General features: G+C 54.4%; 15 protein-coding genes. 6 read left to right on the top strand and 9 right to left on the bottom strand.

Translation table 11 applies throughout. The features are described from left to right. Positions 1 to 197: 197 nt before the first annotated feature. The 9 genes from ACS603_RS01800 to pspF form a co-directional block, all read right to left on the bottom strand. On the bottom strand, positions 198 to 2132 hold the full coding sequence (locus ACS603_RS01800; protein WP_182061297.1) for an exoribonuclease II: 1935 nt from the start codon (positions 2130 to 2132) through the stop codon (positions 198 to 200). Between the two features lie 88 nt (positions 2133 to 2220). Further along, positions 2221 to 3225, bottom strand: a complete 1005-nt coding sequence (locus tag ACS603_RS01795; RefSeq protein WP_182061296.1) for a CMD domain-containing protein — start codon at positions 3223 to 3225, stop codon at positions 2221 to 2223. A 155-nt stretch (positions 3226 to 3380) separates the two neighbouring features. Then, positions 3381 to 4169: an enoyl-ACP reductase FabI gene (gene fabI, locus ACS603_RS01790; RefSeq protein WP_014070484.1), complete on the bottom strand. Its 789-nt coding sequence runs from the start codon at positions 4167 to 4169 to the stop codon at positions 3381 to 3383. A 124-nt stretch (positions 4170 to 4293) separates the two neighbouring features. Continuing rightward, positions 4294 to 5100: a putrescine export ABC transporter ATP-binding protein SapF gene (sapF, locus tag ACS603_RS01785; protein WP_182061295.1), complete on the bottom strand. Its 807-nt coding sequence runs from the start codon at positions 5098 to 5100 to the stop codon at positions 4294 to 4296. 1 nt (position 5101) lies between these two features. Next, entirely contained in the window at positions 5102 to 6094 is a 993-nt protein-coding gene (sapD, locus tag ACS603_RS01780; RefSeq protein ID WP_182061294.1) for a putrescine export ABC transporter ATP-binding protein SapD, read from the bottom strand. Continuing rightward, positions 6094 to 6984 (bottom strand): putrescine export ABC transporter permease SapC, encoded by an 891-nt coding sequence (gene sapC / locus ACS603_RS01775; protein WP_182061293.1) that lies wholly within the window; start codon positions 6982 to 6984, stop codon positions 6094 to 6096. The genes sapD and sapC overlap by 1 nt, the downstream gene beginning before the upstream one ends. Then, entirely contained in the window at positions 6971 to 7936 is a 966-nt protein-coding gene (gene sapB / locus ACS603_RS01770; RefSeq protein WP_182061292.1) for a putrescine export ABC transporter permease SapB, read from the bottom strand. Before sapB ends, sapC begins: the two co-directional genes overlap by 14 nt. Beyond that, positions 7933 to 9573, bottom strand: coding sequence for an ABC transporter substrate-binding protein SapA (gene sapA / locus ACS603_RS01765; RefSeq protein WP_182061291.1), 1641 nt, complete (start codon positions 9571 to 9573; stop codon positions 7933 to 7935). The genes sapB and sapA overlap by 4 nt, the downstream gene beginning before the upstream one ends. A gap of 88 nt (positions 9574 to 9661) precedes the next feature. Then, the gene (pspF, locus tag ACS603_RS01760; protein ID WP_474943646.1) at positions 9662 to 10639 is read right to left on the bottom strand and encodes a phage shock protein operon transcriptional activator; all 978 of its coding nucleotides are present in this window, start codon (positions 10637 to 10639) and stop codon (positions 9662 to 9664) included. 166 nt (positions 10640 to 10805) lie between these two features. On the opposite strand from pspF, the gene pspA reads away from it, so the two are divergent. From pspA to ACS603_RS01730, 6 genes are all read left to right on the top strand, one after another. Then, complete coding sequence (gene pspA / locus ACS603_RS01755; protein WP_182061289.1) at positions 10806 to 11474, top strand: phage shock protein PspA; 669 nt, start codon at positions 10806 to 10808, stop codon at positions 11472 to 11474. 54 nt (positions 11475 to 11528) lie between these two features. Then, positions 11529 to 11753: an envelope stress response membrane protein PspB gene (pspB, locus tag ACS603_RS01750; protein WP_014070476.1), complete on the top strand. Its 225-nt coding sequence runs from the start codon at positions 11529 to 11531 to the stop codon at positions 11751 to 11753. Continuing rightward, complete coding sequence (gene pspC, locus ACS603_RS01745) at positions 11753 to 12112, top strand: envelope stress response membrane protein PspC (RefSeq protein ID WP_166715505.1); 360 nt, start codon at positions 11753 to 11755, stop codon at positions 12110 to 12112. Before pspB ends, pspC begins: the two co-directional genes overlap by 1 nt. A 12-nt stretch (positions 12113 to 12124) precedes the next feature. Then, positions 12125 to 12343, top strand: coding sequence for a phage shock protein PspD (gene pspD, locus ACS603_RS01740; RefSeq protein ID WP_014070474.1), 219 nt, complete (start codon positions 12125 to 12127; stop codon positions 12341 to 12343). A gap of 115 nt (positions 12344 to 12458) precedes the next feature. Continuing rightward, a complete protein-coding gene (locus tag ACS603_RS01735; protein ID WP_182061288.1) occupies positions 12459 to 13856 on the top strand; it encodes a YcjX family GTP-binding protein in 1398 nt (465 codons plus the stop codon). Continuing rightward, positions 13853 to 14899 carry a TIGR01620 family protein gene (locus ACS603_RS01730; RefSeq protein WP_315685911.1) on the top strand — a complete coding sequence of 349 codons (1047 nt, stop codon included), beginning with the start codon at positions 13853 to 13855 and terminating at the stop codon, positions 14897 to 14899. Before ACS603_RS01735 ends, ACS603_RS01730 begins: the two co-directional genes overlap by 4 nt. Positions 14900 to 14955 lie beyond the last annotated feature (56 nt).

Raw genomic sequence — 14955 nt, 5'->3', positions numbered from 1 at the left:
GCGTCAAAAAGGATACGTGCGGTATAAAAATTCACGTAACCGGATATGACGGCTCTCTTTTAATGTAGATAATTCTGGCAAGTTTTGGCGGGCAGAAGAGGAAAATAATAAGAAAAAATGGTGATTTGGCGAAATAAGACGGGTTGAAGATATGTCGGCCTTTCCAAAAAGGAAATGACCGACATTTTAATAAGTTATCAGGCAGCAGGGCGCGCGATAATGCTACGGGTTTCCATGCGAACTTCAGCGATGGTTACGTCAATCACGTCTGTGACTTTATAAACCGTTTCGCCTTTGATTTGCACGGTACCGTTTTCCTGGCTACAAACCAGTTCATCACGAACAGCGTGCAGGAATGGAGCAGGGATAAAGGCAACCGCGCCATTATCAACCAGACGTACACGCATCCCACCACGGCTGATATCGATGATCTCTGCCGGGAAACGGGTGTCAGTACCCGCTTTGTCGTTCAGGAAGCGAGCATACAGCCAGTCACCGACATCGCGCTCAGCCATGCGGTTCAGGCGGCGACGTTCCGCCATCTGTACCGTGGTATCGTCCTGCGGACGTGCAATGGATTCGCCTTTGATAATCGCTTTCAGCAAGCGATGGTTAACCATATCGCCATACTTACGGATTGGAGAAGTCCAGGTTGCGTAGGCTTCAAGGCCCAGACCAAAGTGCGGCCCTGGCTCAGTGCTGATTTCAGCGAAGGACTGGAAGCGACGAATACGGCTGTCCAGGAAACCGGATGGTTGTGCATCCAGCTCGCGGCGCAGTTTGCAGAAGCCGTTCAGTGTCAGCACTTCTTCAGGATCGACGTGAACATCATGGTTTTTCAGCAGGGCAGCCAGCGCTTCGGTGTTTGCCGGATCAAAACCGGTATGCACGTTGTAAATGCCAAAACCTAATTTGTCGCGCAGCACGCGCGCGGCACAAATATTGGCGGAAATCATGGCTTCTTCAACAATGCGATTCGCGATGCGACGCGGCTCTGCGACGATATTCAGCACTTCGCCTTTTTCACCGAGAACAAAGCGGTAATCAGGACGGTCTTTAAATACCAGCGCGTGAGTGGTACGCCATTCGCTACGGCTCAGGCAGATGCGATGCAGCAGACGGATCTGCGCGGCAATAGCCTCGCTTTCTGGTTTCCAGCTGCCGGAATTTTCCAGCCAGTCAGAAACGTCGTCATAGGCCAGTTTGGCTTTAGACTCGATGGTGGCGGCAAAGAATTCGATATCGTCTTCAATGGTCCCGTCAGCAGCAATGATCATGCGGCAGGCGAGAACAGGACGGATTTCGTTTGCACGCAGCGAGCAGAGATCGTCGGACAGTTCGCGTGGCAGCATCGGGATGTTGAAGCCCGGCAGGTAGTTGGTGAATGCGCGAATTTTCGCAGCATCGTCCAGCTTACTGCCTTCAACGATCCATGCCGTTGGATCGGCAATCGCTACGGTCAGATGCATTTTGCCGTCAGCTGACTCTTCAGCAAACAGGGCATCATCCATATCTTCAGTGCTGGCACTGTCGATAGTGACAAAATCCAGAGCAGTCAGGTCACGACGTGCCAGACCTTCGTCCTGCATTTCGGTTGCTACGCCATCTGGCGCTTCTTTTTCAAGATTATGGCGTGCCAGCGTCACCCACCATGGGACGAAATGATCGTCGCCAAAGGTAATGAACTGGGTCAGTTCCGCATAGAAACCGCGATCGCCTTTCAGAGGATGACGGCGCATTTCAGCAACGGCCCAGTCACCTTCTTTAAAATCATGCTCAACACCACGCGCAGCGCGGCACGGAATGGCATCTTTCAGCAGGGGATGATCCGGAACGATAGACAGACGGTCGTCTTTTTTATGTACCTTACCCACGAAACGGGTCAGGAAAGGTTCGATCAGTTCTTCCGGCTCGGCGGACTCACGTTCTTTCTCGGTGTGAATGACGGCAGTGACGCGATCGCCGTGCATCACTTTTTTCATCTGCGGAGGCGGAATGAAGTAGCTTTTCTGCGCATCGACTTCAAGGAAGCCAAAGCCCTTTTCCGTGGCTTTTACGACCCCTTCTGCACGCGGCGTCTGGGAATGCAGTTGCTGTTTTAGCTGCGCTAGCAGCGGGTTGTCCTGAAACATAATGTTCTATTTTCGTAGCCATTGAGCGGCTGACAGTTTTACGCGATTCTCACTGCTACAGCAAGCGCTCTTTAGGTAATTAGTATGGTTATTCCCCTTTACCGAAGGCGATGCCAAGACGGTCAAGCCAGCCGTTAAATGCACTCCAGGTAAGAAGATTAATTGCCTGAACTTCGCTCAGGCCACTTTGGGTCAGAGGGGTAAACTGTGCGGCGCTGAACCGGTCTGGGGAGCAGTTTAGCAGCACAGTTGCACTAGCCAGTGCCGCAGAGGATGCATCATCGACAGACGAATGAATACCGCCGGTCAGGATCTCCCCGGTCAGGGCTAGCAGGGCCGGCTCATGACACAGAACGGGCGTCAGCGCCTGAAGTTCAGGTTGCGCCTGCCAGCGGGCGAGCAGTTCAAGCTGCTGGGCACTGGCATAGCGCAATTCGACAACGGGCAGGTTGCACTCCCATTCACCCGGAAGCCTGTTCGTGCCACTGATTAGCGCATGAGGCTGGATATGATGCCCCGGTAGCCAGCGCACAGGATGCCCCAGTAAGGCCTGAAACGCCGCCACCACGCGTGCCTGGAATCCAGTGAAGCCGATTATCTGGTTGATCAGCACAATGTCGTAGGTTGTCAGACCGACTTCATCGAGTTGTTGCTGCGCTTTATCGTCGATAACGTCAGGAGAGCTGGCAAGCTGGCGGGCATACTGGGTAATTTGGGCAAGGCGGCGATTGCTTTCTCGTGAGGAATCCGGGCCGGGAAGCGGGGCGAGCAGGGCAGCGTAGTGGTTACAGAGCCGTTGAACGCCGCACGCCTGAGCAACGGTCAATGCAGTGCTCAGCCTGTCGTACGCGCTGAGTGTCCGCAGACGGCTTACGGCGACGTTGAGCGGAAACAATTGGTGACAGAGCGCTCTGGCAGGGGCAAGCCAGCTTTCGCATCCGGTGACAATCTCTTCGGGAAGGGCTAAATCGAGCAAAAAACGATCGTCAACGTAAGCGGCTTCGGGCACCAGAGGCAGAACATCCGTCTGCGAATGATTTGACTGGGTTTCATGATACCAGTGGCCTTTGCCAGAAAAACGGCGTTGTTCCATGGGCGTTCCTTGATCTCAAAATGGCGATCAATATCCTGGCGTAAGGCGGATGAGGGGAAAAATATTGTTAGGTGATAATAAATAGCAGAACGGAATAACGAAAGGTCTTGCAGGAGAGGAAAAACTCTCTTCCCGGGCGGGAAGAGAGTGACAACTTATTTGATTTCCAGCTCGTTCATTGCAGCGATGTTGAAGCCGCCATCAACGTGAACCACTTCGCCGGAGATACCCGCGGAAAGGTCAGAGCACAGGAATGCTGCGGAGTTACCCACATCTTCAATGGTAACGGTACGGCGAATCGGGGTTACCGCTTCGCAGTGTGCCAGCATTTTACGGAAGTCTTTGATGCCAGACGCCGCCAGGGTGCGGATTGGGCCAGCAGAGATACCGTTAACACGCACACCTTCTGGACCCATCGCGTTCGCCATGTAGCGCACGTTTGCTTCCAGGGATGCTTTAGCCAGACCCATAACGTTGTAGTTAGGGATTGCACGCTCTGCGCCCAGATAGGACAGAGTCAGCAGTGCAGCGCCCGGGTTCAGCATGGTGCGGCAAGATTTAGCCATCGCCACGAAGCTGTAAGAGCTGATGTCGTGAGCGATTTTGAAGCCTTCACGGGTTACCGCGTTCACGTAGTCACCGTCCAGCTGGTCGCCAGGCGCGAAGCCGATGGAGTGAACGAAACCGTCGAATTTTTCCCACGTTTTTGCCAGTTCAGCGAACATGCCATCGATGCTTTCATCTTGTGCAACGTCACATTCCAGAACAATGCTGGAACCCAGCTGCGCGGCAAACTCTTCAACACGGCCTTTCAGCTTGTCGTTCTGGTAGGTGAACGCCAGCTCAGCGCCTTCGCGATGCATAGCCTGTGCGATGCCGTATGCGATGGACAGTTTGCTGGCAACGCCGGTCACCAGAATGCGCTTACCGGAAAGAAAACCCATAGCTTTAATCCTTATATTCATTGTTGTGGCGATCGTCATCTTCTTGGGACAATCGTCGTTAAAACGCGGCGATAATATCACGTGTCGCGTGCTTAGTTAATCCGACCACTCTTTTGACGCGCGGTTAACGGTCTTTTCGCCATGCATCGGCGGTTAAGGCTTCACCAAAATGCCCGGCAATCAGTCTTTTCGTCAGCTCATGAAGCGGGGAGGCCATCACATCTGCAGTACTTCCGCGTTCAACCACTTCGCCCTGATGCATCACCAGCACCTGATCGCTAATGTGCTTCATCATGCCAAGATGCTGGGTTACATAGATATAAGAGATACCCTGTTTTTCCTGCAATTCCAGCATCAGGTTAATTAACTGCGAACGCATCGACATATCCAGCGAAGCCAGCGCTTCGTCGGCGATAATCACTTTCGGGCGTAAAATTAACGCGCGCGCCAGACCCAGACGCTGCTTCTGCCCCGGAGCAAGCATATGCGGATAATAACTCTCGTGGTCAGGCAGCAAGCCGACCATGCGCAGGGTTTCGATAATCCGCTTGCGGCGCTCTTCCGGCTCCAGTTCCGTGTTTAATCTCAGCGGGAAGTCCAGAATTTGCGAAATGCGCTGGCGCGGGTTGAGGGATGTCGACGGATCCTGAAAAATCATACGGATGCGCTGGCTGCGAAACGAGTAATCACCAAATTCCAGCGGATGATCGTCAATCAGCACTTCCCCTGCAGTGGGCTCAACCATTCCGGCGAGCATTTTCGCGAGCGTAGATTTTCCGGAGCCGTTCTCGCCGATAATGGCCAGCGTCTGTTTTTCGCGCAGCGTAAAGCTCAGGGGTTTAACCGCTTCGACGGTCTGGCGATGAAATAACCCTGTCCGGTAGCGAAAGGTCTTACTCAGGTTGCGAACTTCCAGCAAAGTTTCGACCATTTCACTCTCTCTCCATGTTCAACGGGAAATGACAGGCATAAAGATGGTTTTTGGCCCCTGATAACCGTGGCGTCTCAATACATTTACGCTGGGCATAAGGGCAGCGCGGGCCAAGACGACAGCCGATGGGCAGTGATTCCAGCAACGGAATTGCCCCAGGCAGGGTATTCAGTCGGCTTTTGTGCGGCATGGCGCTGCCAAAATCAGGAATAGCGCGGATCAGTGCCTGGGTATAAGGATGATGCGGGGTGTTCACCAGCTCTTCGCTGATGGCCGTTTCTACCGTCTGACCACAGTACATCACATCAATCTTATCGGCCCATTTGCTCAGCATTTGCAGGTCATGGCTGATCAGCAAAATGGTGGTGTTGTTGTTCTGATTAAGACGCGTCAGCAGGCGGAAAATCTGTGCCTGGGTGGTGGGTTCCATCGCGTTTGTGGGTTCATCGGCAATCAGCAGACGCGGCTGGTTCGCCAGGGCGATGGCAATCATCACTTTCTGGCATTCGCCGTCGGTCAGTTCGTAAGGGAAACTGCGCATCGCATCTTTGTGATCTTTGATGCCGACCCTGTGCAGCAGTTCGATGGCACGGCGCTTGCGCCAGCCAACGCGTTGCCACCAGCGGCCCTTGTACGTCCAGCCGGGGATATTTTGCATCAGCTGTTTACCCACACGCTCGGAGGGATCAAGACAGGATTGTGGCTCCTGAAAAATCATCGACACGTTATGTCCCACCAGCTTGCGGCGTTCACGCGGAGAAAGACGTAGCAGGTCAATATCATCAAAACGCATACGGTCAGCGGTAACGCGCCAGTTGTCTTTCGCAACACCACAGATGGCCTTCGCAATCAGGCTTTTACCGGAACCGGATTCACCCACCAGCCCCCGGATTTCACCTTCCGCAAGCGTGATGCTGATGCGGTCAACGGCTTTTACCCAACCTTCACCGGTCTTGAATTCAATCGTCAGGTTGCGGATATCGAGTAACGGCATTATTGCACTCCCGCATTAATTGCCCGGCGAATACCATCCCCAAGCAGGTTGACCAGTAACACACTGACCATAATCGCGGCTCCGGGTAACATCACGGTCCAGGGGGCGACGTAGATAAGTTCCAGCGCGTCGCCCAGCATTGCTCCCCATTCGGGTGACGGAAGCTGAGCGCCAAGATCGAGGAAGCCCAGCGCGGCGATATCGAGAATCGCCATCGACAGGGCGCGGGTGATCTCCGTGACCAGCCCGGACGCAATATTTGGCAGCACGGCAAACCACAAGATATTGAATGTGGTTGCACCATCCAGACGCGCGGCTACCACATACTCTTTTTCCAGCTCGTCATGCACCATGCTATAGACCGAACGTACCAGACGCGGAAGGATAGCCAGCCAGACGGCGAACATGGCATGAGTCAGATGCGGGCCAGCAAAGGCCACGACGATAATGGCCAGCAGCAGGGAAGGAATAGAGAGCAGCGTATCCAGAATGTGATTCATCACGGCGGAGCGCAAGCCGTGGGTTGAACCGGCAAAAATCCCCAGCGCCAGGCCGCAAATGGTTGCAGCCAGCGTAACCACAAACGCACCACCCACCGTTGGTGCTGCGCCGCTCAGCAGGCGGCTTAATACATCGCGGCCCAGATCGTCAGTGCCTAAAAAGAAGGACACTTCACCATAACGCGACCAGGAAGGCGGTAAAAGCTGATAACCGAGAAACTGCTGGTCGATTCCATAAGGCGCAAACCACGAACCAAAAATGCACAACAACACCAGAGCGCCACAGCCATACAGGCCAATCATAGCTGTGGTGTCACCATAGAATTTACGCCACACGGTACGCAGCACACCGGGTGTGCGCTTTTCGCTGTATACGTTATCGTAAGGCATACCATTCCTTATGCTTCAGTGGGTTAGCCATTGCACCCAAAATATCGGAAATAACGTTAACGATGATGACCAGCGAGCCAATCACCATGACGCCTGCGGAAATAGCCGCATAGTCTTGCTGACGAATGGCGTTAATCAGCCAGCGGCCAAGTCCTGGCCAGCTAAAGACCATCTCTGTGATCATCGCCAGGGTCAGCATGGTCGAAAATTGCAGCCCAAGACGCGGGATGACCGGCGGCAGGGCGTTATGCAGTACGTGACGGCGCAGGATCGTCAGACGAGACAGCCCGCGAGTGGCCGCCGCTTTAACGTAGTTTTGATCAAACACGTCGATAGTGCTGATACGCATAAGGCGGATCACTTCGGTTGTGGGCGCAACGGCCAGCGTCAACACCGGCAGCACCATATGGCGCAGAGCACTGATGATCATTTCATGGCGCCAGACCGAATCTGAAAGCCAGGCGTCAATAATCGCGAACCCGGTCACCGTTTTTACCGTATAGAGCAGGTCGAAACGACCCGACACCGGCAGCCAGCCCAGAGTCAGCGAAAAGAACAGGGTCAGCAGCAGCGCCAGCCAGAAGATAGGGATCGAGAAGCCAAGCAGGGCGAGGGCGCTGATAAATTTGTCCTGCCATTTATTGCGATAAATCCCCGCCAGCATCCCCACCGGAATGCCGACCAGCAGGGCAAATCCGAAGGCCAGAATACACAGCTCCATGGTGGCCGGGAAAACCTCTTTCAGCTGTTCGGAGATCAACTGCCCGTTGATGCTGGATACACCAAAGTCCCAGTGCAGCACGCCGTTAAACCAGAACGACCAGGCATCCCACAGTGAGGAACCCTGAAGCGGCGCGTGCGGCGTGAAATAACTCAGGCTGAAGCCCACAAAGGTCAGGAAGAAGAGGGTTACCAGCAACAGTAACAGGCGACGCAAGGTAAAAATAATCACGGTTTTTTCACCTCTTGTTCTTTTTCACGCGAGACGCCCGCGAAGGAGGCGTTACCAAACGGACTCAGCACCAGCCCTTTGATGTCATAGCGATAAGCCTGAAGGCGCAGGGACGAGGCGAGCGGCAACACGGGAAGTTCATTCGCCAGAATGTTTTGCGCTTCATCGTAGGCGTCGATACGGGAGGCCAGTTGTTGTGACGCGAGGGCCTTTTGCAGCACGGCATCAAATTCGCGGTTACACCAGTGGGCATAGTTGGTTTGCGAGTTGATCGCCGCACAGCTCAGGAGCGGGCGGAAGAAGCTGTCCGGGTCATTACTGTCGGTCGCCCAGCCTGCCAGCGTTAAATCATGGTTCATGTCCATCAGTCGCGCCTCCTGGAAACGCCCCTCGACCGGCACGATCACCACTTTGACGCCCACCTGAGCCATATCGGCCTGGAGCAGTTCAGCGGTTTTCAGCGGGCTTGGGTTCCATGCCTGTGAACTGGTTGGCACCCAGAGCTGGAGCGTCAGGTTTTCTACCCCCAGAGCTTTTAGCTGCTCACGCGATTTTGCCGGATTGTATTCCGTAATTTTAGCTTCACCGTCATAGGCCCAGGAAGCTCGCGGTAAAATAGAAGCCGCAGTCTCTGCTGTACCGTAGTAAATCGACTGCATCAGGCGCTGGTTGTTAATCGCTAAGGCCAGCGCATGACGCACGGCCGGGTTATTGAGCGGTGGTTTATCCGTATTAAAGGCCAGATAGGCGATATTCATGCCCGGACGCAGTGTTAAACGCAAACGCGGGTCGTCACGCAGAATGGTTAACTGGCTGGCGGCAGGCCATGCGAGCACGTCGCATTCGCCGGTAAGCAGTTTAGAGAGTCGGCCCGTACCGCCGGAGCCGAGGTCCACCACCACCTGAGGCATCAGCGGTGTGCCGCGCCAGAAGTGTTCGTGGCGTTGCAGGCGAATGTACTGACCCGAACGATACTCCGCCATCTGGAATGGCCCTGTTCCGACGGGCTGCCTGTCGAGCAGCTCCTGACGATCCTGACTGGTGAGTTTCGCCGCGTATTCTGCCGACATCACTGAGGCATAGTGAGTTGCCAGGTGCCATAAGAAAGAGGCATCCGGGCGCGCCAGGCTAAATTCAACCGTTCTGTTGTCGAGCTTACGTACGCTTTTGACGGTATCGGCAAACTGCAAACTGTCGAAATAGGGGAAGCTCCCGCCATTAACGTTATGCCACGGATGATTGCGGTTAAAGATGCGCTGGAAGGTAAAGACCACATCATCCGCGTTCAGTTTGCGTGTTGGCGTAAACCAGGGCGTGCGCTGGAAAGAGACATCGTCGCGCAGATGGAAGCGGTAGGTCGCGCCGTTATCAAGCACTTCCCAGCTTTCGGCCAGTTCCGGCACCAGGCGGTAAGTATAAGGGTCGACATCCAGCAGGCGGTCGTAAAGCTGTGCGGCAAGGGTGTCGACAATCAGGCCGCTGCCCGCTTTTTGAGGGTTAAAGGTGTCAACTTGCCCGCTGACACAATAGACAAAGCCGCTATCGCGAATATCAGGGAGCGTAGCACGCTCAGGCGCAGCAAAGACCGTATTGCTGAACAGGCCGAGCGCAAACAGGGACGATAAAACCAGACGCATAATTTTTAAGGTTTTTAGGTTCGATCTGCAAAGTGTATCGCACTTACGCCTGCTTCGTAAAAATGTCTGCGGGTAAGTGCTGATATTGTCAGCGCATTTGATGCTTTTTGAGCAATGCCCTTAATTGATGGTAGGTCAGACCCAGCAGTTCAGCCGCTCGTTTCTGGTTATATTTTGCCTGTTTCAGGCTCTGTTCCAGCAACTGTTGTTCCTGATGATGCTGGAACTGACGCAGATCCAGCGGCAGCGTCGGTGAATTGTTGCTGATGGCAGGCGTTATGTGTGCCGGTTCCGCGTGCTGGAAAGGATCGAGAATAATGTTATCCAGCTCCATTTCACTGCTTCCATGGCGATAAACAGACCGTTCCACCACGTTTTTCAGCTCACGGATATTCCCCGGCCAGTGGTATCCCAGCAGCGTTTCCCGGGCGTAATCGCTAAAACCGGGGAACAGTGGCAACCCAAGTTCACGACACATCTGTATGGCGAATTGTTCAGCCAACAACATGATGTCGCTTTGGCGCTCACGCAGTGGCGGCAATTGCACAACATCAAACGCCAGCCTGTCCAGCAGGTCGGCGCGGAATTTGTCCTGCGCAACCATCTGCGGCAGGTCAGCATTGGTGGCACAGACCAGACGCACGTTGACCTGTAATGGCTGGCTCCCGCCAACACGCTCCAGCTCACCATATTCAATAACGCGCAGCAGTTTTTCCTGTACCAGCATTGGCGCAGTTGCCAGCTCATCCAGAAACAGTGTGCCACCATCCGCACGCTCAAAACGGCCGGGGTGGCGCTTTTGTGCGCCGGTAAATGCCCCGGCTTCGTGGCCGAACAGCTCTGAATCCAGCAGGTTTTCATTCAGCGCTGCGCAGTTCAGGGAGATAAAAGGGCCATCCCAGCGTCCGGATAAAAAATGTAATCGGTTGGCGATAAGCTCTTTACCCGTTCCGCGCTCCCCAATGATGAGCACCGGTTTATTGAGTGGTGCCAGGCGCGATACCTGCTCCAGGACCTCAAGAAAGCTGTTTGCTTCACCAAGGAGGTTATCTTTAAATTCGGCCATAGTTAAATTCACCACTCGTTAGCGATATTCACCAGGTGAGAGTAGAGTGTTGTTGGTTTCAAATCAAACAGAATCAGTTAAATCAACAAGATAAAAAGTTGGCATGGGATTTGTATTATCTGTTCAGCAGGGCATTGCCCGATAACAGAACTATGAGGATCGAATTATGGGTATTTTTTCTCGTTTTGCCGACATCGTGAACGCCAACATCAACACTCTGCTGGAGAAAGCAGAAGATCCGCAGAAGCTGGTGCGCCTGATGATTCAGGAAATGGAAGACACGCTGGTGGAAGTCCGCTCAACGTCTGCACGCGCGCTGGCTGAGAAAAAACAGCTGACACGTCGTATTGAACAGGCTACCGCGCAGCTCAATGAATGGCAGGAAAAAGCCGAGCTGGCACTGCGTAAAGATAAAGAAGACCTGGCTCGCGCCGCGTTGATTGAAAAGCAGAAACTTGCGGATCTCATCACCGCGCTTGAGCATGAAGCTACGCTTGTCGACGACACGCTTACGCGTATGAAGAAAGAGATTGGCGAGCTTGAAAACAAGCTCAGCGAAACCCGAGCCCGCCAGCAGGCGCTGACGTTACGCCATCAGGCGGCCAGTTCATCACGCGATGTGCGCCGTCAGCTGGACAGCGGCAAGCTGGATGAAGCAATGGCTCGTTTTGAATCCTTCGAACGTCGTATCGATCAGATGGAAGCGGAAGCCGAGAGCCACGGCATTGGCAAACAAAAGACGCTGGACCAGCAGTTTGCAGATTTGAAAGCGGATGACGAAATCAGCGAGCAACTGGCGGCGCTTAAAGCCAAAATGAAGCAAGACAACCAATAATAAATTATGCGGCACATGAGTGTGCCGCCACGCATCATAAAAAAAGGAGTACCTATGAGCGCGCTTTTTCTGGCCATTCCCCTGACTATTTTCGTGCTGTTTGTTCTGCCGATTTGGTTATGGCTGCACTACAGCAACCGTTCTTCTCGTGGTGAGCTTTCCCAGAGTGAACAACAGCGTCTGGTGCAGCTTTCGGCAGACGCAAACAAAATGGGCGAACGCATTCAGGCGCTGGAAGCGATCCTTGATGCGGAACATCCAAACTGGAGGGATCGTTAATGTCCGGGCTGAACCTGAATAAAAAATTGTGGCGAATCCCCCAGCAGGGCATGGTTCGCGGTGTATGTGCCGGGCTGGCTCATTATCTCGATGTGCCAGTGAAACTGGTGCGTGTGGTAACGGTACTGTCGATTTTCTTTGGCCTGGCGTTTATTACGCTGGTGGCGTACATCATTTTATCGTTTGTGCTCGACCCGATGCCGGAAGGTGAGCTGGCAAGCGAAAATGCGCCAACCACCAACGATTTGCTCAATGCGGTGGATGCCCAGTTGGCCGCCGGTGAGACGCGCTTGCGCGAGATGGAGCGCTATGTCACGTCTGATACCTTTACGTTGCGAAGCCGTTTTCGTCAGCTTTAAGAGAGAATACGAATGAATCACTCCTGGCAACAGGCGGGGCAAAAGGTGAAACCCGGCCTGAAGTTAGCAGGGAAGCTGGTTTTGTTTACTGCCTTACGTTACGGCCCGGCAGGTGTGGCTGGCTGGGCGGTGAAATCCGTGGCCCGCAGGCCGGTCAAAATGTTACTGGCCGTGGCGCTGGAGCCGTTGCTGAGAAAATTAGCCGGGCGGCTCTCAGGAAAACTGAAATAATCTCCAGACGGCACGCTGACTGGCGTGTCGTTTTGCTCTAAGGTTTTATTCCTTTCATTTTGTCCCCATGTCATATTTTTAAGAATATAAACGCCTTCAGGCAAAAAGGACGGCGATGAAGCGACTTAAAAACGAACTCAACTCACTGGTGAACCGTGGCGTCGATCGCCATTTGCGACTTGCTGTGACAGGACTCAGCCGCAGCGGCAAGACGGCTTTTATCACGGCGATGGTAAACCAACTGCTTAACCTGCACGCGGGTGCACGGCTACCGCTGCTCAGTGCGGTACGGGAAGAGCGGTTGCTTGGCGTAAAGCGTGTTCCGCAGCGAGATTTTGGCATCCCGCGTTTTACCTACGACGAAGGGCTGGCGCAGCTGTATGGCGACCCTCCCGCCTGGCCGACGCCCACGCGCGGGGTCAGTGAAATTCGTCTCGCGCTGCGTTTTCGTTCGAATGATTCCCTGATGCGCCACTTTAAGGATACCTCCACGCTGTATCTCGAAATTGTGGATTATCCGGGCGAGTGGCTGCTGGATTTACCCATGCTGGCCCAGGATTATCTGAGCTGGTCACGGCAAATGACCGGTTTGTTACAGGGTCACCGCGCGGAATGGTCGGCAAAATGGCGGCAGCTTTGCGAAGGGCTCGATCCACTGGCGCCTGCGGATGAAAACCGCCTGGCGGTAATTGCTGAAGCCTGGACCGACTATCTGCACCAATGTAAGCAGGAAGGGCTGCATTTTATTCAGCCAGGGCGTTTTGTCCTGCCGGGCGATCTGGCGGGTGCGCCGGCGTTGCAGTTTTTCCCATGGCCGGATGTCGACGCAAGCGGGGAGTCGAAACTGGCGCAGGCCGATAAACACACCAATGCCGGGATGCTGCGCGAACGTTACAGCTACTACTGCGAAAAAGTGGTGAAAGGTTTTTATAAAAATCACTTTTTACGTTTCGACCGCCAGATTGTGCTGGTGGATTGTCTTCAGCCGCTCAACAGCGGGCCGCAAGCATTTAATGATATGCGCCTGGCGCTGACGCAGCTGATGCAAAGTTTCCATTACGGACAACGCACGCTGTTTCGTCGGCTGTTTTCACCGGTTATCGACAAGCTGCTGTTTGCCGCCACCAAGGCCGATCATGTCACTGTCGACCAGCACGCCAATATGGTCTCGTTGTTGCAGCAACTGGTACAGGATGCGTGGCAAAACGCAGCGTTTGAAGGAATTAGCATGGACTGCCTGGGGCTTGCGTCGGTTCAGGCGACCCAGAGTGGATTAATTGACGTGAATGGCGAGAAGATCCCGGCGCTGCGCGGCAACCGCTTAAGCGATGGCGAGCCGCTGACGGTCTATCCCGGCGAAGTGCCTGCGCGTCTGCCCGGGCAGGCGTTCTGGCAAAACCAGGGATTCCAGTTTGAAGCGTTTCGCCCGCAGGCAATGAACGTTGACCAGCCATTACCGCATATTCGTCTTGATGCGGCGCTGGAATTTTTGATTGGAGATAAATTGCGATGACGGAACCGTTAAAACCGCGCATTGATTTTACGGGCCAGCTAGAGAAAGAGCCGCTCGACGCATTCAGGACCGCGCAAACATTCAGCGGGACTCAGGCCGATAATTTTGCGCCTGTGCTGTCGGAAGAGCCGCTTGCTGATGAAGGGCAGGCAGAAGCAGTCGTTGAATCCGCGCTGCGCCCTAAACGTAGCCTGTGGCGCAAAATGGTGACCGCCGGGCTGGCACTGTTTGGTGTCAGCGTGGTTGGGCAGGGTGTCCAGTGGGCTGTAAATGCCTGGCAAACCCAGGACTGGGTGGCGATGGGCGGCTGCGCTGCGGGAGCGCTGATCATCGGTGCGGGCGTCGGCTCGCTGGTCACAGAGTGGCGTCGTCTGTGGCGCTTACGCCAGCGCGCACATGAGCGCGATGAGGCACGGGATCTGCTGCACAGCCACGCCACCGGTAAAGGGCGTGCATTTTGTGAAAAACTGGCAAGCCAGGCGGGTATCGATCAGTCACATCCGGCGCTCCAGCGCTGGTACGCCGCTATCCATGAAACCCAAAACGATCGGGAAGTGGTCACACTCTATTCCCATATGGTGCAACCGGTACTGGATGCGCAGGCCCGTCGGGAAATCAGCCGGTCGGCCGCGGAATCCACACTGATGATTGCCGTCAGCCCGCTGGCGCTGGTGGACATGGCGTTTATTGCGTGGCGCAATTTGCGCCTGATTAACCGTATCGCCACGCTTTATGGCATTGAGCTAGGGTATTACAGCCGCCTGCGTTTATTCCGCCTGGTCTTGCTGAATATTGCCTTTGCCGGTGCCAGCGAACTGGTGCGGGAAGTCGGTATGGACTGGATGTCTCAGGATCTGGCCGCGCGCTTGTCGGCACGAGCCGCGCAGGGGCTGGGGGCCGGTTTACTGACGGCACGTCTGGGGATCAAAGCGATGGAAATTTGTCGTCCGCTGCCGTGGATAGACGGCGACAAACCCCGGTTGGGTGATTTCCGCCGCGAGTTAATTGGCCAGCTTAAAGATACGCTGAGCAAAAAAGCGTAATTGGCTCACATCATCGGCTAATTAACCAACAGGCTGTCAATATTTGTTGACAGCCA

The sequence above is a fragment of the Enterobacter sp. Li2LvB3 genome (assembly GCF_056156645.1).
This window is presented reverse-complemented; position numbering and strand designations above follow the sequence as displayed.

Coding starts and splice junctions, on each gene's coding strand:
- pspC (WP_166715505.1), top strand. CDS start 11,753: ATGTCCGGGCTGAACCTGAATAAAAAATTGTGGCGAATCCCCCAGCAG.
- sapF (WP_182061295.1), bottom strand. CDS start 5,100: ATGGTCGAAACTTTGCTGGAAGTTCGCAACCTGAGTAAGACCTTTCGC.
- pspD (WP_014070474.1), top strand. CDS start 12,125: ATGAATCACTCCTGGCAACAGGCGGGGCAAAAGGTGAAACCCGGCCTG.
- fabI (WP_014070484.1), bottom strand. CDS start 4,169: ATGGGTTTTCTTTCCGGTAAGCGCATTCTGGTGACCGGCGTTGCCAGC.
- ACS603_RS01800 (WP_182061297.1), bottom strand. CDS start 2,132: ATGTTTCAGGACAACCCGCTGCTAGCGCAGCTAAAACAGCAACTGCAT.
- pspB (WP_014070476.1), top strand. CDS start 11,529: ATGAGCGCGCTTTTTCTGGCCATTCCCCTGACTATTTTCGTGCTGTTT.
- sapC (WP_182061293.1), bottom strand. CDS start 6,984: ATGCCTTACGATAACGTATACAGCGAAAAGCGCACACCCGGTGTGCTG.
- ACS603_RS01795 (WP_182061296.1), bottom strand. CDS start 3,225: ATGGAACAACGCCGTTTTTCTGGCAAAGGCCACTGGTATCATGAAACC.
- ACS603_RS01730 (WP_315685911.1), top strand. CDS start 13,853: ATGACGGAACCGTTAAAACCGCGCATTGATTTTACGGGCCAGCTAGAG.
- pspF (WP_474943646.1), bottom strand. CDS start 10,639: ATGGCCGAATTTAAAGATAACCTCCTTGGTGAAGCAAACAGCTTTCTT.
- sapA (WP_182061291.1), bottom strand. CDS start 9,573: ATGCGTCTGGTTTTATCGTCCCTGTTTGCGCTCGGCCTGTTCAGCAAT.
- ACS603_RS01735 (WP_182061288.1), top strand. CDS start 12,459: ATGAAGCGACTTAAAAACGAACTCAACTCACTGGTGAACCGTGGCGTC.
- pspA (WP_182061289.1), top strand. CDS start 10,806: ATGGGTATTTTTTCTCGTTTTGCCGACATCGTGAACGCCAACATCAAC.
- sapD (WP_182061294.1), bottom strand. CDS start 6,094: ATGCCGTTACTCGATATCCGCAACCTGACGATTGAATTCAAGACCGGT.